This window comes from Mesorhizobium sp. P2_F8, assembly GCF_056403655.1.
On the sequence record NZ_JBFUFB010000009.1, the window covers coordinates 40,117 to 60,717 of the forward strand.

22 protein-coding genes are annotated in these 20,601 nt (G+C 63.6%); 10 read left to right on the forward strand and 12 right to left on the reverse strand.

Annotated elements, in window-relative coordinates; translation table 11 throughout:
• Window positions 1-5: 5 nt before the first annotated feature.
• The 4 genes from ftsY to AC1DZP_RS22030 all read left to right on the forward strand — a co-directional run bounded on the left by ftsY (window position 6) and on the right by AC1DZP_RS22030 (window position 3,768).
• On the forward strand, window positions 6-1,769 hold the full coding sequence (gene ftsY, locus AC1DZP_RS22015; RefSeq protein ID WP_477305357.1) for a signal recognition particle-docking protein FtsY: 1,764 nt from the start codon (window positions 6-8) through the stop codon (window positions 1,767-1,769).
• A 61-nt stretch (window positions 1,770-1,830) separates the two neighbouring features.
• Window positions 1,831-2,505, forward strand: a complete 675-nt coding sequence (locus AC1DZP_RS22020; RefSeq protein ID WP_184872615.1) for a septation protein A — start codon at window positions 1,831-1,833, stop codon at window positions 2,503-2,505.
• 72 nt (window positions 2,506-2,577) lie between these two features.
• Entirely contained in the window at window positions 2,578-3,198 is a 621-nt protein-coding gene (locus tag AC1DZP_RS22025) for a pyridoxamine 5'-phosphate oxidase family protein (protein ID WP_477305359.1), read from the forward strand.
• Between the two features lie 39 nt (window positions 3,199-3,237).
• The gene (locus AC1DZP_RS22030; RefSeq protein WP_477305361.1) at window positions 3,238-3,768 is read left to right on the forward strand and encodes an NADPH-dependent FMN reductase; all 531 of its coding nucleotides are present in this window, start codon (window positions 3,238-3,240) and stop codon (window positions 3,766-3,768) included.
• A 2-nt stretch (window positions 3,769-3,770) separates the two neighbouring features.
• Here AC1DZP_RS22030 and AC1DZP_RS22035 read toward each other — a convergent pair whose 3' ends face one another.
• Both AC1DZP_RS22035 and AC1DZP_RS22040 read right to left on the reverse strand, forming a co-directional pair.
• Entirely contained in the window at window positions 3,771-3,980 is a 210-nt protein-coding gene (locus tag AC1DZP_RS22035; RefSeq protein WP_095083999.1) for a tautomerase family protein, read from the reverse strand.
• 33 nt (window positions 3,981-4,013) lie between these two features.
• Window positions 4,014-4,934, reverse strand: coding sequence for an SMP-30/gluconolactonase/LRE family protein (locus AC1DZP_RS22040; protein WP_457152945.1), 921 nt, complete (start codon window positions 4,932-4,934; stop codon window positions 4,014-4,016).
• 386 nt (window positions 4,935-5,320) lie between these two features.
• On the opposite strand from AC1DZP_RS22040, the gene AC1DZP_RS22045 reads away from it, so the two are divergent.
• The gene (locus tag AC1DZP_RS22045; protein WP_095083997.1) at window positions 5,321-5,488 is read left to right on the forward strand and encodes a hypothetical protein; all 168 of its coding nucleotides are present in this window, start codon (window positions 5,321-5,323) and stop codon (window positions 5,486-5,488) included.
• 159 nt (window positions 5,489-5,647) lie between these two features.
• On the opposite strand, the gene AC1DZP_RS22050 is transcribed toward AC1DZP_RS22045, so the two are convergent.
• From AC1DZP_RS22050 to ccmA, 4 genes are all read right to left on the reverse strand, one after another.
• Window positions 5,648-6,223 (reverse strand): DsbE family thiol:disulfide interchange protein, encoded by a 576-nt coding sequence (locus AC1DZP_RS22050; RefSeq protein ID WP_095083996.1) that lies wholly within the window; start codon window positions 6,221-6,223, stop codon window positions 5,648-5,650.
• Window positions 6,220-6,387, reverse strand: a complete 168-nt coding sequence (ccmD, locus tag AC1DZP_RS22055) for a heme exporter protein CcmD (protein WP_095083995.1) — start codon at window positions 6,385-6,387, stop codon at window positions 6,220-6,222. Before ccmD ends, AC1DZP_RS22050 begins: the two co-directional genes overlap by 4 nt.
• Before the next feature lie 125 nt (window positions 6,388-6,512).
• Window positions 6,513-7,178, reverse strand: coding sequence for a heme exporter protein CcmB (gene ccmB, locus AC1DZP_RS22060; RefSeq protein WP_095083994.1), 666 nt, complete (start codon window positions 7,176-7,178; stop codon window positions 6,513-6,515).
• Between the two features lie 37 nt (window positions 7,179-7,215).
• Window positions 7,216-7,854, reverse strand: a complete 639-nt coding sequence (ccmA, locus tag AC1DZP_RS22065) for a heme ABC exporter ATP-binding protein CcmA (RefSeq protein WP_477305363.1) — start codon at window positions 7,852-7,854, stop codon at window positions 7,216-7,218.
• A 282-nt stretch (window positions 7,855-8,136) separates the two neighbouring features.
• On the opposite strand from ccmA, the gene acnA reads away from it, so the two are divergent.
• A complete protein-coding gene (gene acnA / locus AC1DZP_RS22070) occupies window positions 8,137-10,827 on the forward strand; it encodes an aconitate hydratase AcnA (protein WP_477305365.1) in 2,691 nt (896 codons plus the stop codon).
• A 71-nt stretch (window positions 10,828-10,898) separates the two neighbouring features.
• Here acnA and AC1DZP_RS22075 read toward each other — a convergent pair whose 3' ends face one another.
• On the reverse strand, window positions 10,899-11,603 hold the full coding sequence (locus AC1DZP_RS22075; protein WP_477305367.1) for a ceramidase domain-containing protein: 705 nt from the start codon (window positions 11,601-11,603) through the stop codon (window positions 10,899-10,901).
• A 175-nt stretch (window positions 11,604-11,778) separates the two neighbouring features.
• Between AC1DZP_RS22075 and AC1DZP_RS22080 the strand changes: the two genes are divergently transcribed.
• On the forward strand, window positions 11,779-12,564 hold the full coding sequence (locus AC1DZP_RS22080) for a DUF1223 domain-containing protein (RefSeq protein ID WP_477305369.1): 786 nt from the start codon (window positions 11,779-11,781) through the stop codon (window positions 12,562-12,564).
• 739 nt (window positions 12,565-13,303) lie between these two features.
• On the forward strand, window positions 13,304-13,690 hold the full coding sequence (locus AC1DZP_RS22085; RefSeq protein ID WP_477305371.1) for a DUF2794 domain-containing protein: 387 nt from the start codon (window positions 13,304-13,306) through the stop codon (window positions 13,688-13,690).
• Between the two features lie 4 nt (window positions 13,691-13,694).
• Here the strand turns inward: AC1DZP_RS22085 and AC1DZP_RS22090 are convergent, their stop codons facing one another.
• From AC1DZP_RS22090 to AC1DZP_RS22105, 4 genes are all read right to left on the reverse strand, one after another.
• Window positions 13,695-14,264 carry an N-acetyltransferase family protein gene (locus AC1DZP_RS22090; protein ID WP_477305373.1) on the reverse strand — a complete coding sequence of 190 codons (570 nt, stop codon included), beginning with the start codon at window positions 14,262-14,264 and terminating at the stop codon, window positions 13,695-13,697.
• Between the two features lie 109 nt (window positions 14,265-14,373).
• Window positions 14,374-15,153 (reverse strand): Bax inhibitor-1/YccA family protein, encoded by a 780-nt coding sequence (locus AC1DZP_RS22095; RefSeq protein WP_095083988.1) that lies wholly within the window; start codon window positions 15,151-15,153, stop codon window positions 14,374-14,376.
• 283 nt (window positions 15,154-15,436) lie between these two features.
• The gene (locus tag AC1DZP_RS22100) at window positions 15,437-17,986 is read right to left on the reverse strand and encodes an ABC transporter permease (protein ID WP_477305375.1); all 2,550 of its coding nucleotides are present in this window, start codon (window positions 17,984-17,986) and stop codon (window positions 15,437-15,439) included.
• The gene (locus tag AC1DZP_RS22105) at window positions 17,986-18,681 is read right to left on the reverse strand and encodes an ABC transporter ATP-binding protein (RefSeq protein WP_095083986.1); all 696 of its coding nucleotides are present in this window, start codon (window positions 18,679-18,681) and stop codon (window positions 17,986-17,988) included. Before AC1DZP_RS22105 ends, AC1DZP_RS22100 begins: the two co-directional genes overlap by 1 nt.
• A gap of 85 nt (window positions 18,682-18,766) precedes the next feature.
• On the opposite strand from AC1DZP_RS22105, the gene AC1DZP_RS22110 reads away from it, so the two are divergent.
• Together AC1DZP_RS22110 and thpR are read left to right on the forward strand one after the other, a co-directional pair.
• Window positions 18,767-19,411, forward strand: a complete 645-nt coding sequence (locus tag AC1DZP_RS22110) for an arylesterase (RefSeq protein ID WP_477305377.1) — start codon at window positions 18,767-18,769, stop codon at window positions 19,409-19,411.
• A gap of 125 nt (window positions 19,412-19,536) precedes the next feature.
• Window positions 19,537-20,133, forward strand: coding sequence for an RNA 2',3'-cyclic phosphodiesterase (gene thpR, locus AC1DZP_RS22115; protein WP_477305379.1), 597 nt, complete (start codon window positions 19,537-19,539; stop codon window positions 20,131-20,133).
• Here thpR and AC1DZP_RS22120 read toward each other — a convergent pair.
• Complete coding sequence (locus tag AC1DZP_RS22120; protein ID WP_477305381.1) at window positions 20,037-20,555, reverse strand: low molecular weight protein-tyrosine-phosphatase; 519 nt, start codon at window positions 20,553-20,555, stop codon at window positions 20,037-20,039. The genes thpR and AC1DZP_RS22120 overlap by 97 nt on opposite strands.
• Between the last annotated feature and the right edge of the window lie 46 nt (window positions 20,556-20,601).

A 20,601-nucleotide genomic window follows, 5' to 3' on the forward strand; every position in this document is an offset into this window, starting at 1 on the left:
AAAGCATGGCTGGTTTTTTCAAGAAGATATTTTCGTTCGGCAAGAAAGAAGTGGTCGAGGAGCGCGTCGACGAGACCGCGCCGCTGCCGCCGATCAAATGGGAAGCACTCGATGCGCTCAAGCCGGCCTCCGAACAGATTATTCCGGAGTTTCTGAAGCGCGATGAGCCGCTGCCCGAGGTCGAAACAGCGCCGACGCCGACGGTCGAGCCGAACGTAATTCCCGCGCCGGAACCGGCGCCTGTCGAGGAACCGGCGCCCGAGCCGGCGCCGATCATTCCGCCCGAGCCGGAAATCCAGCCCGAGCCTGCCCCGGTCGAAGAGCCTATGCCGGTTGAACCGGAAACGCCCGTCGAGGAGCCTGCGCCCGAGGAAATCCCGGCCGCGCCTGTGGCGCCCGAGCCGATTCCCGAACCAGAGCCGCCGGAAATTCCGGCGCCGGAGCGGCCGGAAATCGTCCCGCCGCAACCGCAGATACAGCCGGAGCCTGTGCCTGTTGAAGTGCCGGCGCCACCGGTCGAGGCTCCGGCCGAAACGCCGGCACCCAAAATCCCTCCGGCCGAGATTTCGCCGCCCATTCGCCAGCCGGCTCCGATCGAGCAGCAACCGGTGCGCGCCGAGATCGCGCCGGAGATCCAAGCCGCGCCAGCGCCCCACCCTCCCCTCGATGGGGAGGGTCGCCGCGAAGCGGCGGGGCGGGATGGCAGCGCCGGCGCTGGTCACCCCCACCCCCGAGCTGCGCTCGGGACCTCCCCCATCGAGGGGGAGGTAAAACCAGCTCCCGGCAAGGTGACTGTCACCAAGAAGGTCGAGCAGAAAGCCGAGCCGCAGAAGGCACCGGAACCGGCACCGAGGCGCTCGTGGTTCCAGCGCATGAGGGACGGGCTTGCCCGCTCGTCGCGCGAACTCACCGGCAACATCGCCGGCGTCTTCACCAAGCGCAAGCTGGACGAAGAGACCTTGCAGGACCTGGAGGACGTGCTGATCCGCGCCGACCTCGGCATGGAGACCGCCCTGCGCGTCACTGACGCGCTGGCTTCCAGCCGCTATGGCAAGGATGTCTCGGACACCGAGGTTCGCGCCATCATGGCGGCCGAGGTGGAAAAGGTGCTGACCCACGTCGCCATGCCGCTGGAGCTCGATCTCTCGCACAAGCCGCATGTCATCCTGGTGGTCGGCGTCAACGGCACCGGCAAGACCACCACCATCGGCAAGCTGGCTGCCAAGCTGACCGATGGCGGCCTGTCGGTGATGTTGGCTGCCGGCGACACGTTCCGCGCCGCCGCGATCGAGCAATTGAAGATATGGGGCGAGCGGACGAAATCGCCGGTCATCGCTTCCAAGCTCGGCGCCGACGCCGCGGGGCTGGCCTATGACGCCTTCGAGAAGGCCAGGGAAGCCGGCTCCGACGTGCTGATCATCGACACCGCCGGCCGCCTGCAGAACAAGACCGAACTGATGGCCGAGCTTGAAAAGATCGTCCGCGTGCTCGGCAAGCTAGACCCGGAAGCACCGCACACCGTATTGCAGACGGTCGACGCCACAACCGGCCAGAACGCGCTCAACCAGGTCGAGATCTTCCGCAATGTCGCCGGCGTCAACGGCCTGGTGATGACTAAGCTGGACGGCACGGCGCGTGGCGGTATTCTGGTGGCGATCGCGGCAAAACACAAATTGCCGGTCTATTTCATCGGCGTCGGCGAACAGGTCGACGACCTCGAACCTTTTTCGGCAAGCGAATTCGCCAGGGCGATCGCTGGAGTTGCCTGACAAGCATGTCCCAAAAAGTTGCAGGCTTTTTGGATCAGATTGTGCGTAAGAAAGAAAACCTATGAACCCACCCATTCTCGAACGCGATCCGTCCGATCCGCAAAAGCAGAAGAAGGAAGGCGTCAATCCGCTGCTCAAGCTGGTGCTGGAGCTGGGGCCGTTGATGGTGTTCTTCTTCGCCAATGCGCGCGGCGAGTGGCTGGTGGGGAAATTCCCTGTCCTGGCCGAATTCGGCGGGCCGATCTTCGTCGCCACCGGCCTGTTCATGGCCGCCACGGCAATCGCGCTGATCGCCTCATGGCTGCTGATGCGCACCTTGCCGATCATGCCGATGGTGTCCGGCGTCGTCGTCTTCATCTTCGGCGCGCTGACGCTCTATCTGCAGGACGACATCTTCATCAAGATGAAGCCGACCATAGTCAACACGCTGTTCGGCGGCGTGCTGCTCGGCGGCCTCTACTTCGGCAAGTCGCTGCTCGGCTATGTCTTCGATTCGGCCTTCAGCCTCGACGCCGAGGGCTGGAGGAAATTGACCTTCCGCTGGGGTCTGTTCTTCCTGTTCCTGGCCCTTGCCAATGAAGTGGTGTGGCGGAATTTCTCCACCGACGCCTGGGTTACCTTCAAGGTCTGGGGCATCATGCCAATCACGCTCCTGTTCACCTTCAGCCAGATGCCGCTGATCCTGCGCCATTCGCTTGAGGACAAGGCCGGGAAGGAAGAGAAGGCGGGCAAATAGCGCAATTCCAGGAAAAGCGCATAGCGCTTTCCCTCAGGCAATTGCGTCAAACAAAGCTCTGGGGAGAGGGCCATGGAATTCGTCACCACGCGCGATGAACTGAGGACGATCTACAAGACGCCGCGACCGACCGATGGCTCGATCCGCAAGGAATTGAAGGCGCTTGACGGCCATTGCCGCTCCTTCATCGGCAAGAGCCCCTTCGTGCTGATCGGTTCGTCCGATGGCGTCGGCAATGCCGATGTGACGCCGAAGGGCGACAGACCGGGCTTCGCCGCCGTTCTCGACGACAGGACCATCGCCATCCCCGACCGGCCCGGCAACAACCGGCTGGACACGCTGGAAAACATCCTGCTCAACCCGTCGGTCGGGCTGCTGTTCCTCATTCCCGGCATGAACGAGACGCTGCGCGTCAACGGCGACGCGCGCATCACCGTCGACGCGACCTTGCGCGAACGGCTCGCCGTTGACGGTAAGCAACCGCAAAGCGTCGTCGTGGTCTCCGTCAAGGCCGCCTACATGCATTGCGCCAAGGCCTTCATGCGCTCGGATCTGTGGAAGCCGGAAACCTGGTACGATCGCGCGACACTGCCGACGCTCGGACAGATTCTGCACGACCAGCTGGCGGTGGCCGATTCGGCCGAGGCGACCGACCGCTGGCTGGACGACGCCTACAAGCAGACCATGTGGTAGGCTTTCGGGACGACGATTCGTCCTGACCGGTCCCAACCCTTGCTGAACTTCCTTGCCATTTCCGGCAGCCTGCGGGCGGCCTCCACCAATTCCGCGCTGGTCGCGGCCCTGGCGCGGAATGCTCCGCCCGGCTGTCGGGTCACGGTCTATTACCGGCTTGGTCGTCTGCCGATCTTCAATCCCGACGATGAGGGCGAGCGGACGCCGCTCGCGGCATCCGAACTGATCGACGCGGTCACTCAAGCCGACGGCGTCATCGTCTCCTGTCCGGAATATGCCCATGGTGTGCCGGGCGGGCTGAAGAACGCCCTCGACTGGCTGGTGTCGCGCGACGCCGCTGTCGAGAAGCCTGCAATGCTGGTGCACGCCTCGCCGCGTTCGCTGTTTGCCCGCGCCGCGCTGACCGAGATCATGCGCACGATGTCGTTTGCGCTTTGCGAAGATGTGCTGAAGATCGCCCTGCTCGGCAAGAAGCCACCGGAGGTGGAGACCATCCTGGCTAAGCCGGAAAACCGGCTGGCGATGCACAATGCGCTGTCCGTTTTCGCGGACTTCATCGCCAGCCGCTGAGGCTACTTCTTGCTTCTCAGTGTCTCCACATCGGTCTTGCCGACGTACCAATCGCGGGCGTTGACCTCCTCGAAGACCACCCAGACATCGTCATTGCTGAGGCCGGTGGCGTCCATGATGGCGGCCGTGACTTTCTTGGCTATGTCCGCCTTCTTGCCCGCCGGATCGGCGGCGATCACTTCCTTGACGATGCGGATGTTGACGAATGGCATGATTTCCTCCCCTTCGATTTTGTTGACGGCAGCTCAGTACGTTTTGGCGCCGTTGACCATCAGCCGCACCATGTAGAGTGAGGTGGTGCCGGCTATATAGAGGCAATTCCGCTTGTTGCCGCCGAACACGCAATTGGCCGTCACTTCCGGCACCTTGACCTTGCCGATCAGCGTCCCATCCGGATCGTAGCAGTGGATGCCGTCGGCGGCACTGGTCCAGATGCGGCCGTCCTCATCGAGCCTGAAGCCGTCGAACAGGCCGGCCGTGCAGTCGGCGAAGACCTTTTCGCCCGACACCTTCTTGCCGCCCTTGCCGACATTGAACACCCGTATATGGGCAGGATCCTGCGCGCCATGCGTGCGGCCGGTGTCGGCGACATAGAGCTTGCTCTCGTCGAGCGAGAAGGCAAGCCCGTTGGGCCTGACCATGTCGGTGATGACGGCCTCGACCTCGCCGGTGCCGGGGTCGACCCGGTAGACGTAGCAGGCGCCGATCTCGCTTTCGGCCTTGTCGCCCTCATAGTCGGTGTCGATGCCGTAGCTCGGATCGGTGAACCAGATCGAGCCATCCGACTTGACCACCGCATCATTGGGCGAGTTCAGCCGCTTGCCGCGCCATTTGGTGGCAATGGTGGTGACCGAGCCGTCGAACTCGGTGCGGCTGACGCGGCGGCCCGAATGCTCGCAGGTCACCAGCCGGCCCTGCCGGTCGACGGTGTTGCCGTTGGAATTGCCGGAGGGCTGACGGAAGACGCTGACATTGCCGTCCGTCTCGTCGTAGCGCAGCATGCGGTTGTTGGGGATATCCGACCAGACGACGTAGCGGCCGGCGGCGAACCAGGCTGGCCCTTCCGCCCATTGGCATCCAGTGAACAGCTTTTCCACTTGCGCGTTGGAACTGAACAGCCGCGCGAAACGCGGATCAAGAATTTCGTAATAATCTGCGGCGGCCATGCTTTTTCTCCCGGCATTTAGGTCGGGCGCATGATCCCGAAAAATCGATTCCGATTTCGGAAAGGATCATGCGCAAAATGAAAGTGCTACAGCGTTCTTTGCACATCCGAAAGGACGCGGCGCTGCAGGCGCGATCAAGCCAGCCGGAAATCGATCTGGCAAGATCGATGATGAGGCTTCACCGTATCTTGACGTCTCAAGGCAGGCAGGAAGCGATGCCACCTCATCAGAACTGTCGGTAAGGGCCAGTTAACCGGCTATGCGTTGCGTGCAATGGTGCATTGCAACATCTTCTTTTTGCAATGCATCACTACTATGTCATGCTTCGTATCGATCAAGGGAGGAACAACCGGCCGCCAGAAACGCGGCACAGAAGGAACCTTGCTATGATCTTCAACGATCTCATGACCCGCGCTCGCACCAGCATTGCCAAGCGCAAGCACTACAACCGCCTCGTCGCCGAAATCGACAGCTTTTCCAGCCGCGATCTGGCCGACATGCGCGCCGACCGTTCGGAAATGCTTTACCAGGTCCACAAGCAGATCTACGGCTGATCTCAGGTCTATTGCTCGGCGCCGGTCGGGCGCGTTGAGACTCAGATCAGGCCGAGCCGAGATTGGTGGGTTCCGAGAACCGGAGCGGAGCGTACTTTTGGGCACGTGAGCACCCGAAGCTCAGGAAGCCGCCGTTTGCAGGCCGGCAACACCTGAATATCAATGCGCCGCCAGTGCCCTGTCGATCTGCGGCAACAACACCATCCGCGCCGCCTCGGCCGTCAGCGGCCCGACATACTTGTAGGCGATCCTTCCGTCCTTGCCGATGACGAAGGTTTCCGGCACGCCGTAGACGCCCCAGTCGATCGCCGTGCGCCCGGCTTCGTCGACCCCTATCGCCTGGAACGGATTGCCGAGATCGCCGAGGAACCGGCGGGCGTTTTCCGGTTGGTCCTTGTAGTTCAGCGCCGCCATCACGAAACGCTTGTCCTGCGCCAGCGCCAGCAGCACCGGGTGCTCTTCGCGGCACGGCGCGCACCACGACGCAAACACGTTGACCAGCGTCACCTTGCCAGCGAAGGATTTCGTATCGAGCCCGGGCAGATTGATGCCCTCCAGCGCCGGCAGGTTCGTCTGCGGCGCCGGCAGGCCGATCAGGGCCGACGGCACTTCCGAAACATCGCGCCCCGACAACAGCTGCGACAGGAACAGTCCGGCCAGGCCGAGGAAGATCAACAGCGGCAAAAGCACGAATAGGCGGCGACTGGGTGGTGGCGTTTCCGTTTCCATGCTCATGGCTTGGCGCCCTTGTCGGAACGCCGCCGCACGCCTGACGCTTCGAGTTCAGCGAGTTCGCGCTTGCGCGCCCGCTGGTCGAGCAGAATCCAGCCGACCAGCCCGGCCAGCACCACGGCGGTGATCGTATAGGCGGCGGTCACGTAGAGGGCGTGCGCGCTCATACGTCAGGCCCCGCCAAGGTGCCGCTTTCCAAACCGGTCATGTCGCCCAATTCGAACATGCCTTCCCTTATCCCCGCACCATCGGCTTCGCAATCGGGCGCCGCGCCGCAGCCTTTGATGTCACCTCAATCCGTTCCATGACGAAGCGCCAGCGCCGCCGAGACCGGGCCCAGCACCGCAAGAAACAAGGTCAGCGCGGCAAGAATGAGGAAGGGCTGCAGGAACGGATCGGGATTGGCCGTCGCGCCGTAGCTCGCCGAAACGCCGAAGATCAGCACCGGGATGGTCAGCGGCAGCACCAGCACCGAGATCAGCAGCCCGCCACGCGGCAACGCCACCGCCACCGCCGCGCCGGCGGCGCCGATAAAGGTGATCGCCGGCGTGCCGACGAGCAGCGTCAGCGCCGTGGCACCGATGCTGATCGGCTCCATGTTCATGAACAGGCCGAGCAAGGGAGCGGCGACGACCAACGGCAGCACGCTGCCCGCCCAATGCGCCAGGCATTTGGTCAGCACCGTCAAGGCCAGCATGTGGCGGTCGTTGCCGAGCACCAGCAGATCGAGCGAGCCGTCCTCGCGATCGGCCTGGAACAGCCGGTCAAGGCCAAGCAGGCAAGAGAGCAGCGCGCCAATCCACAGGATCGCCGGTCCGATGCGGGCAAGCAGCTTGAGGTCCGGCCCGACGCCGAAAGGGATGGTGGCGATGACGGCGAGGAAGAAGATGACCCCAGTCAAAGCCCCGCCGCCGGCACGGATGTTGAGACGGATGTCGCGCAGGAAGAGGGCTAGCATGCTTTGAGGTGCCTTTGCCCAGGAAGGAACGCCGACATCACTGCCCCATCCTCAATTCCTTCGCCTCATCCAATCCCAGCGGCAAATGCGTCGCCGCAACGATGATCCCACCCTCCCCACAATGCTTCCCCATCAACTGCGCAAATCGCCGCTCCGAAGCCTTGTCCAGCCCCGCCGTCGGCTCATCAAGCAGCCACAGCGGACGGTGGCTGACCAGAAGCTTGGCGATCCCCGCGCGCCGCCGTTGCCCGGTCGAGAGATAGCCGAAGGGCAGGTGGCCGATGCCGCCCAGCCCGACCGTTTCCAGCGCCTCTTCGACGCCGGCATGTCCATCGCCGTTGAAGTCGCGCCAGAAGCGCAGATTTTCCGCCACGCTGAGCGCAGGCTTCATGGCGTTCTGGTGACCAAGGTAATGACAGGCCGCAGCGATCGACGGAAATGCCTCGCCCCCGTCTTCAATCTCCACAACGTCTTCGATCTTCACAACGCCTTCGATCCGCACACAGCCTTCGGCCACCGGCAGCAACCCGGCGATGACCCGCAGCAAGGTCGATTTGCCGACACCATTGGGCCCGGTAACAACCAGCGCCTGCCCGTCCTCCAGGGCAAAGCCGATGCCGGAAAACACCGTGTCGCCGCCGCGTTCGCCGCCCAGATTTTCGGCGATCAGCCGCATCCCTCGCCTGCCCTGAAAACCATGTGTCGCGGCAGCTGCCGCATCGCACAAATTTGCTTTTGCAACTGTCTAGAACTATTCCAGAAAATTCTCTATATGCGGTGCATCCGTGCCAGCGGTCGGCGCGGGAACAGAATTAGCGCCGAACCAGCGCACGCGCCGCCTTGAACGGCTCGGGTTGCTTGGGAACGGACAGCGGAAATGGCCGTACCCGCACCTTTGCGCGTGATTGCATGCCATCGGCGTCCGTTCCCTTTCAGGCTGAACAGACAAGGATCGCACGTGTCAAAATCCCTCGACAGTTTCAATTGCCGCCGCACGCTGACCGCAAGCGGTACGGAGTATGTCTATTTCGATCTCATCGAGGCCGAGAAGAACGGCCTCACGGGCATTGCCCAGCTGCCCTATTCGATGAAGGTGCTGCTGGAGAACCTGCTGCGCAACGAGGACGGCCGCTCCGTCACCAAGGAATCGATCCAGGCGGTTGCCGGCTGGCTGACCGACAAGGGCACCGCCGGCGTCGAGATCGCCTATCGCCCGGCTCGTGTGCTGATGCAGGATTTCACCGGCGTTCCGGCGGTGGTCGACCTTGCCGCCATGCGCGACGCCATGGCCTCGCTCGGGGGCGACCCGCAGAAGATCAACCCGCTGGTTCCCGTCGACCTTGTCATCGACCATTCCGTCATCGTCGATGAATTCGGCACGCCGCTGGCCTTCGCCCGCAATGTCGAGCTCGAATACGAGCGCAACGAAGAGCGCTACAAGTTCCTGAAATGGGGCCAACAGGCGTTCCGCAACTTCCGTGTCGTGCCGCCCGGCACCGGCATCTGCCATCAGGTCAACCTCGAATATCTCGGCCAGGTGGTGTGGACCAACACCGAGGACGGCGAAACCACCGCCTATCCCGACACCTGCGTCGGCACCGATTCGCACACCACGATGATCAACGGCCTTGGCGTGCTCGGCTGGGGCGTCGGCGGCATCGAGGCCGAGGCGGCCATGCTCGGCCAGCCTGTCTCCATGCTGTTGCCTGAGGTTATCGGCTTCCGCCTCACCGGCAAGCTGAAAGAAGGCGTCACCGCCACCGACCTCGTGCTCACCGTCACCCAGATGCTGCGCAAGAAGGGCGTCGTCGGCAAGTTCGTCGAGTTCTTCGGCCCGGGCCTCTCCAACATGACGCTGGCCGACCGCGCCACCATCGGCAACATGGCGCCCGAATACGGCGCCACCTGCGGCTTCTTTCCGGTCGACAGCGAAACCATCCGCTACCTCACAATGTCCGGCCGCAGCGAGGATCGCATCGCATTGGTCGAGGCCTATTCGAAGGCGCAAGGCCTGTGGCGCGACACCGGCTCGGCCGACCCCGTGTTCACCGATCTGCTCGAGTTGGAACTTGGTTCCGTCGTGCCGTCGATGGCCGGCCCCAAGCGGCCCGAAGGCCGCGTCGCGCTGGAAGGCATTCCGGAAGGCTTCACCAAGGCGATGGAGACCGAATACAAGAAGGCCGCCGAGATCCACAAGCGCTACGCCGTCGACGGCACCGACCACGATCTCGGCCATGGCGATGTCGTCATCGCCGCCATCACCTCCTGTACCAACACCTCGAACCCGAGCGTGCTGATCGGCGCCGGCTTGCTGGCCCGCAACGCCAACCGCCTCGGTTTGAAGCAGAAGCCATGGGTCAAGACCTCGCTGGCGCCGGGCAGCCAGGTGGTCGCAGAATATCTGGAAAAGTCAGGACTGCAGAAGGAGCTCGACCAGATCGGGTTCAACCTGGTCGGCTTCGGCTGCACCACCTGCATCGGCAATTCCGGCCCGCTGCCGGCGCCGATCTCGAAAACCATCAATGAAAAAGGCTTGATCGCCGCCGCGGTCCTGTCCGGCAACCGCAACTTCGAAGGCCGCGTCTCGCCCGACGTGCAGGCGAACTATCTCGCCTCGCCGCCGCTGGTCGTCGCGCACGCGCTGGCCGGCACCGTCACCAAGGACCTCACCACCGAGCCGCTCGGCGAGGACAAGAACGGCAATCCGGTCTACCTCAAGGATATCTGGCCGAGCTCGGCCGAGATCCAGGAGTTCATCGAGAAGAACGTCACCCGCGAGCTGTTCGCCCGCAAATATGCCGACGTCTTCAAGGGCGACGAATACTGGCAGAACGTCGAGGCGCCGGAAGGCCAGACCTACACCTGGGACGACAACTCGACCTATGTGCAGAACCCGCCCTATTTCGCCGGCATGACCGCTGGTTTCGGCAAGATCGGCGACATCAAGGGCGCGCGGGTGCTCGGCCTGTTCGGCGACAAGATCACCACCGACCACATCTCACCGGCCGGTTCGATCAAGGCGGCCTCGCCGGCGGGCAAATATCTCACCGACCATGGCGTCGGCGTCGCCGACTTCAACCAGTACGGCACGCGTCGCGGCAACCATGAGGTGATGATGCGCGGCACCTTCGCCAACATCCGCATCCGCAATCACATGCTGGGCGAGAATGGCAGGGAAGGCGGCTACACCATCCACTACCCGTCGAAGGAAGAGGAATCGATCTACGACGCGGCCATGGGATACAAGAAGGAAGGCGTGCCGCTGGTGATCTTCGCCGGTGTCGAATACGGCAACGGCTCGTCGCGCGACTGGGCGGCCAAGGGCACCAACCTGCTCGGCGTGCGCGCCGTCATCGCCCAGTCCTTCGAGCGCATCCATCGCTCGAACCTGGTCGGCATGGGTGTCATTCCCTTCGTCTTCGAGGACGGCACATCCTGGGCGTCGCTCAACCTGAAGGGTGACGAGCTGGTCGAGATCGACGGGCTGAGCACCATCAAGCCGCGCCAGACGATGACGGCCAACGTCACCTATGGCGACGGCACGGTGAAAAACGTGCCGATCATCTGCCGCATCGATACGCTGGACGAGCTCGACTACTTCAAGAACGGCGGCATCCTGCAATACGTGCTGCGCGATCTGGCAGCATAATAATAATAAGGGAATAGGGTAGTAAGGGAGTAGGGCGGTAGGGCAAGCAAGAACAGGCTAACCTATTTCCCCTACTGCCTTACTGCCTTACTACCATATACCCTTACTCCCATATTTTTCGGCGCTCCGAAGCGTGCCGCTGCGGCCAGCAGCACGCCGAGCATCAGTCCGTTGAGGATGTGCCAGAGGAAATGCGTGCCGAGCGGGAAGCCGGCGCAGACCAGCGGGTCGACCATCCGGCAGATGACGGACACGACGAAGATCGCCGATCCCGCCAGATTGTACCAGCCGGCGCGATTGCCGCTGGCCGCCACCAGTATGCCGAAGAAGGCCAGCGCCAGGAACGGCGGCAGGTAGCCCGTCGTGCCGTTCGAGGCCTGACGAAGCCAGTCCGGCACCGCCAGCGTCAGCAGCCCGGCAACCAAGTAGAAGGCGATGAAGATGGCGATCGCCTTGCCCCATTGCATGCCGAGGAAGCGGCGCAGGTTGAACAGCGTATAGGCCAGCGTAAAGCCGGCGATCGGCAGCACATCGGCCCAGACCGTGCCCCTGGTGGCGAAGGTGTGGAAGATCGTCGAGCCGATGCCGATTGCCACCACCCACCAGGCCAGCACCTCGGCGAAAGTGCCGGTGCGCAGCCTTCGCACCTCGCGCACGCCCCACAGGCCGGCGGCGATGAAGGCAAGGTTTGTCAGGGCATTGACTGGCTCGGACCAGAGTTCTGGCCCGGTTCGCTCGCAATAGAGATCGATCGGCGCCGAAAGAGTTTGCCACATCGTGATTGCCGCCCGAATCGGTTTCTACCCTGAACTGCGAGCCCTTCTCCTATTGCGCCGCTGCGGTCGGTTGCAACGGCAAAAATTTCACCGCAACGTGACTTCCCGTTGACTTCCGCTTCTGCCACATATTCCAGCAACGACAATAAAGCCGGCGCCACCGGCGGGAATCGGAATGACCATGGCCTCGCGTAAAACATTATGGCTGGCGGCCCTTGCGCTGGCCTTCTCAGCGGCTGCCGGCATCGGCCAAACCGCCGAGCCCGCCAAGACGCAGGCCGACAAACCTCAGATTGACAGGCCCCTGGGCGTGGTCGAGCTGTTCACCAGCCAGGGCTGCAATTCCTGTCCGCCGGCCGATGCGTTGTTCGCCGAACTGGCCGCCAAGGAAGACATCGTCGCGCTCGCCTACCATGTCGACTACTGGGATTATCTCGGCTGGCAGGACACGCTGAGCCGCAAGGAGAACACTGAGCGGCAAAATGACTACATGCGCGCCTTCGGCAGCCGCTCCGTCTACACGCCGCAGGCCGTCATCAACGGCCGCGTCCATGTCAACGGCGCCAGCCGCGTCGATGTCGATGGCGCGCTGGCGCGGATGGCCAAGAGCGGCCAGGGCATGCGGGTCGCCGTCAAGGTCAGCCGGACCAGCGACCGCGTGATGATCGACGCCGGCGATGCCGGAAACGGTCCCAGCGATGCCCATGTCGTCATCGTCTATTTCGACCCGCCGCAGACGGTCAAGATCGGCCAGGGTGAGAACACCGGCCGCAAGCTGACCTACTGGAACGCGGTCTCGGGCATCCAGACCGCCGGCATGTGGCACGGCAAGGCGCAGCGCTATGAATTGCCGATGAGCGAGATCTCCAAGAAGGGCGGCTGCGCCGTGCTGCTGCAGTCGGTCGGCAGGGATGGCTTGCCCGGCCCCATTCTCGGCGCCGCCTTCATTCACAAGCCTTGAAGCTTTCACATCTCGATTGGCGCGTTCCGTTTCGCCGATAGCGAGACGATCGTCATTTCGTCATCCTGAGGCAGGGCAGGGGCAAGGCAACGATGCGCTGACGCCACAGCTTTACAGGACCTTGATGTCGGCGGGACAGCACCCCCTCTGGCCTGCCGGCCATCTCCCCCGCAAGGAGGGAGATTGACAGCTTTGTCGTGTTCGCCATCTTGTTCGACATTGGAGATTGGCGAAAGCAGAAGTGAAATCCGATCTCCCCCCTTGCGGGGGAGATGTCCGGCAGGACAGAGGGGGTGGGAAGGATCGCTACAGAACAACGATCGTGCTCTGCCTCGCCGCATTGCCCCGCGCTCCGCCCCAAAAACAAAAAACCGACGTCAGCTTGCTTCTGACGCCGGTCATTTAGGTTTTGGGATCGTCGCACCCGATCCTTCCGAAGAAAGACCGAGGTTGGTTCGATCCGACGCAGACCCGTGGGCGGGGGGCTTGGGGTTTACGAGCCGGTGCCGGACCGAACCGTCTCAGGCAACGCGGGTAAACTCGTCGGACATTGGGGCAGGAGCGCGGATAAAAAATGGCGAGAATATGGCGAAGCATCACCAATTCCAACAAGGCGTTTCATAAAAGTGACTGGACGTTGCAGAAACAGCGCGCCTCCGCCCTGCTTCGCCGGGTCTTGCAATTCAGCTGCGAACGCGCCAACTTTGGTTGGCAAAGATTCATTTTGAAGGATCGAGGCATGACTGACGACAGCGGCGGGACGGGGGATGTTGACGCATCCGCAATATTGATCCCGCTGCACGAGGCGCGACCCGACCGCCTCGATCAGCCGGTGCGGTTCGACCGGCGTGAACTGGACCAGATCCTGAGGCTCTACGGCCGCATGGTCGCCGCCAACGAATGGCGCGACTACGCCATCGATCATCTCACCGACAGGGCGGTGTTTTCCGTGTTCCGCCGCACCAGCGAAGTGCCGCTGTTCCAGATCGTCAAGGACCCGAAACTGGCACGCAAGCAGGGCGCATTTGCCGTCATTGCCGCCGGCGGCCGCATCCTCAAGCGCGGCCAGGAGCTCGGCCGCGTGCTTGGAATCTTCGACAGCAAGCTGAAGCTCGTCGAGGCCTAACCGCTTATTTTTGCTGGCGGAATTTTTGCTCCGGCAGCGAATCGGGATCGGGTGGAGCGAGCGCCCCGCCGTTCAGCGGGAGCTGCATGAACACCGTGTCCAGCCAGCGCCCGTGCTTGTAGCCGGAGCCTTCGAGGCGTCCCGAATGACGAAAGCCGAGCTTTTCGTGGAGCCGCACCGAGGCGCTGTCCGGCCGCCCGTCGCCGATCACCGCGATGACCTGACGGAAGCCCGCCGCCCGGCAGGACTCGATCAGGCTTTGCATGAGCAACAGCCCGACCCCCTGGCCCTTGGCCTCGGGCGCCACATAGACCGAATCCTCGACGATGAAGCGGTAGGCCGGGCGCGGCCGGAAAGCGCCGGCATAGGCATAGCCGAGCACGGCGCCGTCCTTTTCCGCCACCAGATAGGGAAAGCCGCCAGCCATCAAAGTGTGGAATCGCTCGCCCATCTCGGCGCGGCTGGGCGGCTCCAGCTCATAACTCGCCGTGCCCTGGCTGACCGCGTCGGCATAGATTTCCGTGATCCGGTCGAGGTCAGCCGCCGTTGCGGGCCGCATGATGATACTGCTCATTATTTATGCACGCCGTTATTCTGCCGCAATAACAGCAAAACCCGACACAAAAGAAAAGGGCGGCCATTAGGCCGCCCTTTGGAACTCAATGGTCCAAGCGTCGCTGCTACTAGCGGCGGTCGCCCATGAACTGCAGCAGGAACATGAACAGGTTGATGAAGTCGAGGTAAAGCGTCAGCGCGCCCATGATGGCCTTGCGGCCGGCGACATCCGAAGCGTCGCCCTCGAAATACATCTCCTTGATCTTCTGCGTGTCATAGGCGGTCAGGCCCGAGAAGATCAGCACGCCAAGCGCCGAGACGGCGAAGGAAAGCGCCGACGAGTGCAGGAAGATGTTGATCACCGACGCGATGATGATGCCGAACACGCCCATGATCAGGAACGAGCCGAAGGCGGTCAGGTCGCGCTTGGTCGTGTAGCCGTAGAGCGACAGCGCGCCGAAGGCCGCGGCGGTGGCGAAGAAGGTCTGCGAAATGCTGGCCGTGGTGTAGACCAGGAAGATCGACGACAGCGAGAGGCCGACGAGGCCGGCATAGACCCAGAACGTCGTCTGCGCCGCCGAAACGCTCATCGACTGGACGCGGAACGACAGGAACAGCACGGCGGCCAGCGGCGCCAGCATCACCACCCAACGCAGCGGCGAGCCGAAGATCGCGTAGCCGAACGAGGTCAGCATCTCGCCGCTTGGCAGCGTTGCGACAGCCGAAGCCGGATCGGTGGTGGTGGCCAGCATGATCGTGCCGACGGCGGCAAGACCGGTGATGAGGAGGCCAAGCCCCATCAGATTGTAGACCTTGATCATATAGGCGCGCAGGCCCTGATCGATGCCTGCATCAACGCCGGCGCCGGGCACGGCGCGCGTCTGATAGTTGCGAATGGGTTCAGCCATGGGAGTCCTCTATTGCTTCTGCCCCGTCGGGTGTCAGGTCCACCGGACCCAGGCGCCGCTGGCGGGGCTCCAGCATGCCTGTGGCGAAATATGATGGTAATTCGCGTCAAGAACAAGACCGTAACCGGGTGTAATGCTTCGTGAGGCATCCACGATGCGGTTTTCCGGCCTTTGGCGGCCCAACATTACTCCGATTTAACCAAATCTCGGTCCCGGCGGGCGGAATTCAGAGCAATTCCAAAGCGTGCAGCGGTTTTGCGTCGGACTTGCGGTCGGTGAATAGTCAGAGGTTGCGCAGCACCGGCGCGGCCTTGTGGCCGAGCACCCGCCAGGTGCCGGCGAGACCGATGCCGACCGTGATGACAAGCGAAAACACAATGGTCGCCACCGCCACCTCGGGCATGAAATGCGAAGGCAAGGTCATGATGCGTGCGACGACGAACCAGGCGGCCGCACCACCTGCCGCCAGGGCGAAGATCGCGGTGGCAAGCCCGATCAGCATGTATTCGAGCGAGAAGGCGGCAATCAGGGTCGTGCGTGTGGCGCCCAGTGTCTTCAGCACCACCGCGTCATGGATGCGCGCCCGGTTGCCGGCGGCAAGCGCACCGGCAAGCACCAGCACCGAGGCGATCAGCGCCACGCCGGCGGCAGCCCGGATCGCCGTGCCGAGCTGCCCGACCAGCCGGTTGACGACGTCGAGCGCATCCTTGACCCGGACTGTCGTCACCGCCGGGAAGGCGCGGGTGACGGCATTGAGGATCCGCGCGTCGTCGGCCGTCGAGGCGGTCTTTTCGGTCAGCGTCGCCATCCAGCCATGCGGCGCGCCTGCGAATGTGTTGGGCGAGAACACCATGACGAAATTGATGCCCATGGTCTCCCATTCGACCTGACGGAAATTGGCGATCTTCGCCGTCACGTTGCGGCCGAGCACATTGACGGTGATGGTGTCGCCGAGCTTCAGCCCGATCTCCTTGCCTTCCACGGCCGAGAACGAGACCAGCGGCTCGCCGGCATGATTATCCGGCCACCAGCTGCCCTCGGTCAGCGTCGTGTTGTCCGGCTGCCTGGCGTCATAGGTCAGGCCGCGATCGCCTTTCAGCACCCAGGCGCCTTCCGCCGGCACCGTGACCTTGCCGACATCGACGCCGTTGAGCGCCATCACCCGGCCGCGCAGCATCGGCACCTTGGCCAGCGTCCCCTGTGGCGCCTGCTTGCCGATCAGCGTGGAAAACGCATCGACATCGCTGCTCTGGATGTCGACGAAGAAGAAGTTCGGCGCCCGCTCCGGCAGGCTGCTGGATATCTGTTGCCTGAGATTGCCGTCGATCAGCGCCAGCGTCACCAGCAGCGTCAGGCCGAGCCCCAGCGACAGCACCACCGATGGCGTCAAGGCGCCGGGCCGGTGGATGTTGCCGACGGCGAGCCGCAGTGCCACGAAGCGCACGCGCGGGCTCTTCCTGGCCGCCCACTGCACCAGTGCGCCGACCAGGCGCAGCACCAGGAAAGCGAAGACGGTGGCGCCGACGAAGATCGAGGCGATGCGGCGGTCGCCGGAAAACAGGATGGCCAGCGCTGCCAGCAGCAGCGCGATGCCAACAGCGGCCGCAACATAGGCAGGGCGCGGAAAGCCGCGGCCTTCGAGCCCCATCTCGCGAAACAGCGCGGTCGCCGGCACATCACGGGCGCGGCCGAGCGGCAGCAGCGCGAACGCCAGCGTCACCAAAAGGCCGAACAGCGCCGCCATGCCGAGCGCGCCGGGATAAAAGCCGCCTTCCGCCGGCACCGGAATGACCTGATGGAGGGCGGCCCCGGCCGCGAACGGCATCAGCGCCCCGAGCACCAGGCCAAGCACGATGCCCAGGGCGGCGATGATCAGGATCTGCACGAGATAGACGGCAAAGACGAAGCCGCCCGAAGCGCCCAGGCTCTTGAAGGTGGCGATGACACCACGTTTGCCGTCGAGATAGGCGCGCACCGCATTGGCGACGCCGACACCGCCGACCACCAGCGCCGTCAGCCCGACCAGCGTCAGGAATTGCGAGAAGCGTTCGATGTTGGACGACAGCGCCGGCGCCGCATTGCTGCGCGTGCGGATCGACCAGCCGGCCTGCGGAAAATCCTTGGCCGCCTGATCCTGGATGGCTTTCAGTCGCGCCTCATCGGCATCGGCGGGCAGCCGGATCTTGTAGGCGTTTTCGACCAGGCTGCCCGGCTGGATCAGCCCGGTGGCCGCCAGCCCTTCGGTCGAGATCATCAGCCGCGGCGCAAAGCCGAAACCGTCGGACACCGCATCCGGTTCGGTGACCAGCCTGGCGCGCAGTTCGAAGGTCGCGGTGCCGAGCTTCAGCCGGTCGCCGATCTGCAGATGCAGCCGTTCGAACAGCAGATCGGGTGCGGCGGCGCCGAAAACACCAAACTCTTCGCCGAACAGTTCCTGCTTCGACAGCGCCGGCTCGGTTTCAAGCGCGCCATAGAGCGGATAGGCATGGTCGACCGCCTTGGCCTCGACCAGCGCCTGGTCGGTTCCATCGGCGAGACGCGCCATCGAACGCATGCTTGCAGTGCGCGAAACGATCCCCAGCCCGTCAAGGAAGCCACGCTCGGCCTGGCTGGCGTCGCGCTGGTTGATCTGGAAGCGGAGATCGCCGCCAAGCAGCGTCTGACCCTGATTGGCGACACCGGCGGTGATCGAACGCGCCACCGAGTTGACGCCGCCGATGGCCGCGACGCCGAGCGCGATGCAGGCAAGGAAGATCAGGAAGCCGGACAAACCGCCGCGCATTTCGCGCAGCGAGAAGCGGACCGCAAGCTTCAGCATCCGCGACAACGGCATCAAGCCGTCACCTTGACGGGTGCCGGCGCCTCGATCCGGCCCGACCGCATCGAAACCTGGCGCGAGCAGCGTGCCGCCAATGCCGGATCGTGGGTGACCAGCACCAGCGTCATGCCGCGCTCGGCCGCCTTGGCAAACAAGAGGTCGGCAACCTGCCGCCCCGTCGCCTGGTCGAGATTGCCGGTCGGCTCGTCGGCAATGAGAATGCGCGGCGACGGCGCCAGCGCCCGGGCGATCGCCACGCGTTGCTGCTCGCCGCCCGACAATTCGCCGGGATAATGGGTGACGCGATCGCTCAGGCCCACGGCCGCAAGCTCGCGCGCCGCGACCGAAAACGGATCGGCATGGCCGGCGAGCTCCAGCGGCACCGCAACATTTTCGAGCGCCGTCATGTTGGGAATGAGATGGAAGGACTGGAACACAATGCCAATGTTTCGGCCACGAAACGAAGCAATCTGGTCCTCGCTTTTGCCATTGAGCAGCTCGCCCGCGATTCGGACCGTACCCGAATCGACCCTTTCCAGGCCTGCCAGAACCATCAGCAATGTCGACTTGCCCGAGCCCGAAGGACCGACGATGCCGGTCGCCTCGCCTGCAGCAACATCGAGGCTGACACCCTTCAGCACATGCACGGAGGACGCCCCTTCGCCGAGTGTCAGCGATACGTCTTTCAGCGCGATGACGGCTTCTGTCAAAATGAAAGCGTCCTATATCAAGGGATGAAGGCTCTGCTTGCCGGATGCCGTCGGAAGAATTCCTTGGTCATATGGGGCCTGCCGCATGTCTTTCAAACGCCTGATTGCCGCAGGCTTCATCGTTTTCCTCGCCATTTGCGGCACCTTTTCGTCGGCGCTCGCCGAGCCGTTCAAGATCGTCGGCTTCGGTGACAGCCTGATGGCGGGCTTTGGCCTTGGGCCGGACCAGGGTTTTACCGAAAAACTGCAGGCCGCCCTTCGCGCCGCGGGTCGCGACGTGACGGTCGCCAATGCCGGCGTCTCCGGCGACACGACGAGCGGCGGCCTGGCTCGGCTCGACTGGTCGGTGCCCGACGGCACGCAGCTGGTCATCCTCGAACTCGGCGCCAACGACATGCTGCGCGGCGTCTCGCCCGACATCGCCAGAAGGAACCTGGATGAGATGATGGGCAAGCTGAAGGAGCGCAGGATTGCCGTACTGCTGGCCGGCATGCGCGCCGCGCCCAATCTTGGCGCCGACTACCAGAACGCCTTCGACGCCATCTTTCCCGACCTTGCCAGGAAATACGACGTTGCGCTCTACCCGTTCTTTCTCGACGGCGTCGCCGGTCAGCCCGGCATGCAACTCGAGGACGGCCTGCATCCGAGCCCTCAGGGCGTTGACCAGATGGTCGAACGCATCTTGCCGACGGTCGAAAAGGCGATCGCGGCGGCGCCGGGAGGTTCGTGAGATCGGACTAATTGCTTCCGTTGGGGAAACTTTTAACAAAGCCTGTGACCAACAAACCTCTTGCTCCGTTTGATTTTCGATGATTCGCTAGGGCTAATATTCGATTCGAGGAAGGGAGGCTCTTCATGCCGCGTCTTTTCACCGCCCTCGAAATACCGCGTGACGCCGCCCTTTCGCTGTCCCTGCTGCGGGGCGGCCTGCCCGGGGCCCGTTGGATCGACGTCGAAAACTATCATCTGACGCTGCGCTTCATCGGCGATGTACCGGGTCATGTCGCCGACGAGATCGCCAACGCACTCGACCGCGTCCACCGCCCCTCCTTCCCGCTGACCCTGTCCGGCGTCGGCGCTTTCGGCCAGAAGAAGCCGCACGCGGTGTGGGCGGGTGCCTCCGCCTCGCCCGATCTTGCCGCCCTTCAGGGCGAGATCGACCGCATCTGCCAGCGGCTCGGCATTCCCGCGGATCCGCGCAAGTTCATGCCGCATGTGACGCTGGCGCGCTTGCGCAATTCCACCCCGCTCGACGTCGCCCAGTATCTCTCGGCACGTGGCAATTTCTCGACGTTGCCGTTCCGCATCGGCCGTTTCGTGCTGATGTCGTCGCGCGATTCGGTCGGCGGCGGCCCCTACATCGTCGAGGAAGCCTGGCCGCTGTCGGGCAAAGACGCCCGTACTTCGAGCCTTGTCGCCAGCGCCTCCGACGCCTCGCGGATCATGCGGTAGACCGAGGCGAAGGCTTCCGCCCCGTCATAATAGGGGTCCGGCACGTCGCGCGCATAGCCCTTGGCGAACTCCAGAAACAGGTGCACCCGGTCGTGCATGGCCGCAGGCGCCAGCGCTTTCAGGTCACGAACATTCGACCGGTCCATGCCAAGGATCAGGTCGAAGCGGTGAAAATCCTCCGGCGTGACCTTGCGCGCCCTCTGCCGGGAAATATCGATGCCGTGACGCACCGCAACCGCGATCGAGCGTGGATCGGGAGGCGAGCCGACCTCCCAGCCGCTGGTTGCGGCTGAATCGAGCAGCATATCCCGGCCCCATTCGCGCTCTGCCAGCACGGCGCGAACAACCCCCTCAGCCAGCGGCGACCGGCAGATGTTGCCGAGACAGACGAAAAGAATGGAATTTATGGGCTTCGCGCTCATCGATCCAACGCTATGGTGACGACTTCAGTCGAAATAGCATGGGAAG

What these genes read in the sequence shown, in the direction of transcription:
- ftsY (WP_477305357.1), top strand. Translation starts at nt 6, where the DNA reads ATGGCTGGTTTTTTCAAGAAGATATTTTCGTTCGGCAAGAAAGAAGTG.
- AC1DZP_RS22020 (WP_184872615.1), top strand. Translation starts at nt 1,831, where the DNA reads ATGAACCCACCCATTCTCGAACGCGATCCGTCCGATCCGCAAAAGCAG.
- AC1DZP_RS22025 (WP_477305359.1), top strand. Translation starts at nt 2,578, where the DNA reads ATGGAATTCGTCACCACGCGCGATGAACTGAGGACGATCTACAAGACG.
- AC1DZP_RS22035 (WP_095083999.1), bottom strand. Translation starts at nt 3,980, where the DNA reads ATGCCATTCGTCAACATCCGCATCGTCAAGGAAGTGATCGCCGCCGAT.
- AC1DZP_RS22040 (WP_457152945.1), bottom strand. Translation starts at nt 4,934, where the DNA reads ATGGCCGCCGCAGATTATTACGAAATTCTTGATCCGCGTTTCGCGCGG.
- AC1DZP_RS22045 (WP_095083997.1), top strand. Translation starts at nt 5,321, where the DNA reads ATGATCTTCAACGATCTCATGACCCGCGCTCGCACCAGCATTGCCAAG.
- AC1DZP_RS22050 (WP_095083996.1), bottom strand. Translation starts at nt 6,223, where the DNA reads ATGAGCATGGAAACGGAAACGCCACCACCCAGTCGCCGCCTATTCGTG.
- ccmD (WP_095083995.1), bottom strand. Translation starts at nt 6,387, where the DNA reads ATGAGCGCGCACGCCCTCTACGTGACCGCCGCCTATACGATCACCGCC.
- ccmB (WP_095083994.1), bottom strand. Translation starts at nt 7,178, where the DNA reads ATGCTAGCCCTCTTCCTGCGCGACATCCGTCTCAACATCCGTGCCGGC.
- ccmA (WP_477305363.1), bottom strand. Translation starts at nt 7,854, where the DNA reads ATGCGGCTGATCGCCGAAAATCTGGGCGGCGAACGCGGCGGCGACACG.
- AC1DZP_RS22075 (WP_477305367.1), bottom strand. Translation starts at nt 11,603, where the DNA reads ATGTGGCAAACTCTTTCGGCGCCGATCGATCTCTATTGCGAGCGAACC.
- AC1DZP_RS22080 (WP_477305369.1), top strand. Translation starts at nt 11,779, where the DNA reads ATGACCATGGCCTCGCGTAAAACATTATGGCTGGCGGCCCTTGCGCTG.
- AC1DZP_RS22085 (WP_477305371.1), top strand. Translation starts at nt 13,304, where the DNA reads ATGACTGACGACAGCGGCGGGACGGGGGATGTTGACGCATCCGCAATA.
- AC1DZP_RS22090 (WP_477305373.1), bottom strand. Translation starts at nt 14,264, where the DNA reads ATGAGCAGTATCATCATGCGGCCCGCAACGGCGGCTGACCTCGACCGG.
- AC1DZP_RS22095 (WP_095083988.1), bottom strand. Translation starts at nt 15,153, where the DNA reads ATGGCTGAACCCATTCGCAACTATCAGACGCGCGCCGTGCCCGGCGCC.
- AC1DZP_RS22100 (WP_477305375.1), bottom strand. Translation starts at nt 17,986, where the DNA reads ATGCCGTTGTCGCGGATGCTGAAGCTTGCGGTCCGCTTCTCGCTGCGC.
- AC1DZP_RS22110 (WP_477305377.1), top strand. Translation starts at nt 18,767, where the DNA reads ATGTCTTTCAAACGCCTGATTGCCGCAGGCTTCATCGTTTTCCTCGCC.
- thpR (WP_477305379.1), top strand. Translation starts at nt 19,537, where the DNA reads ATGCCGCGTCTTTTCACCGCCCTCGAAATACCGCGTGACGCCGCCCTT.
- AC1DZP_RS22120 (WP_477305381.1), bottom strand. Translation starts at nt 20,555, where the DNA reads ATGAGCGCGAAGCCCATAAATTCCATTCTTTTCGTCTGTCTCGGCAAC.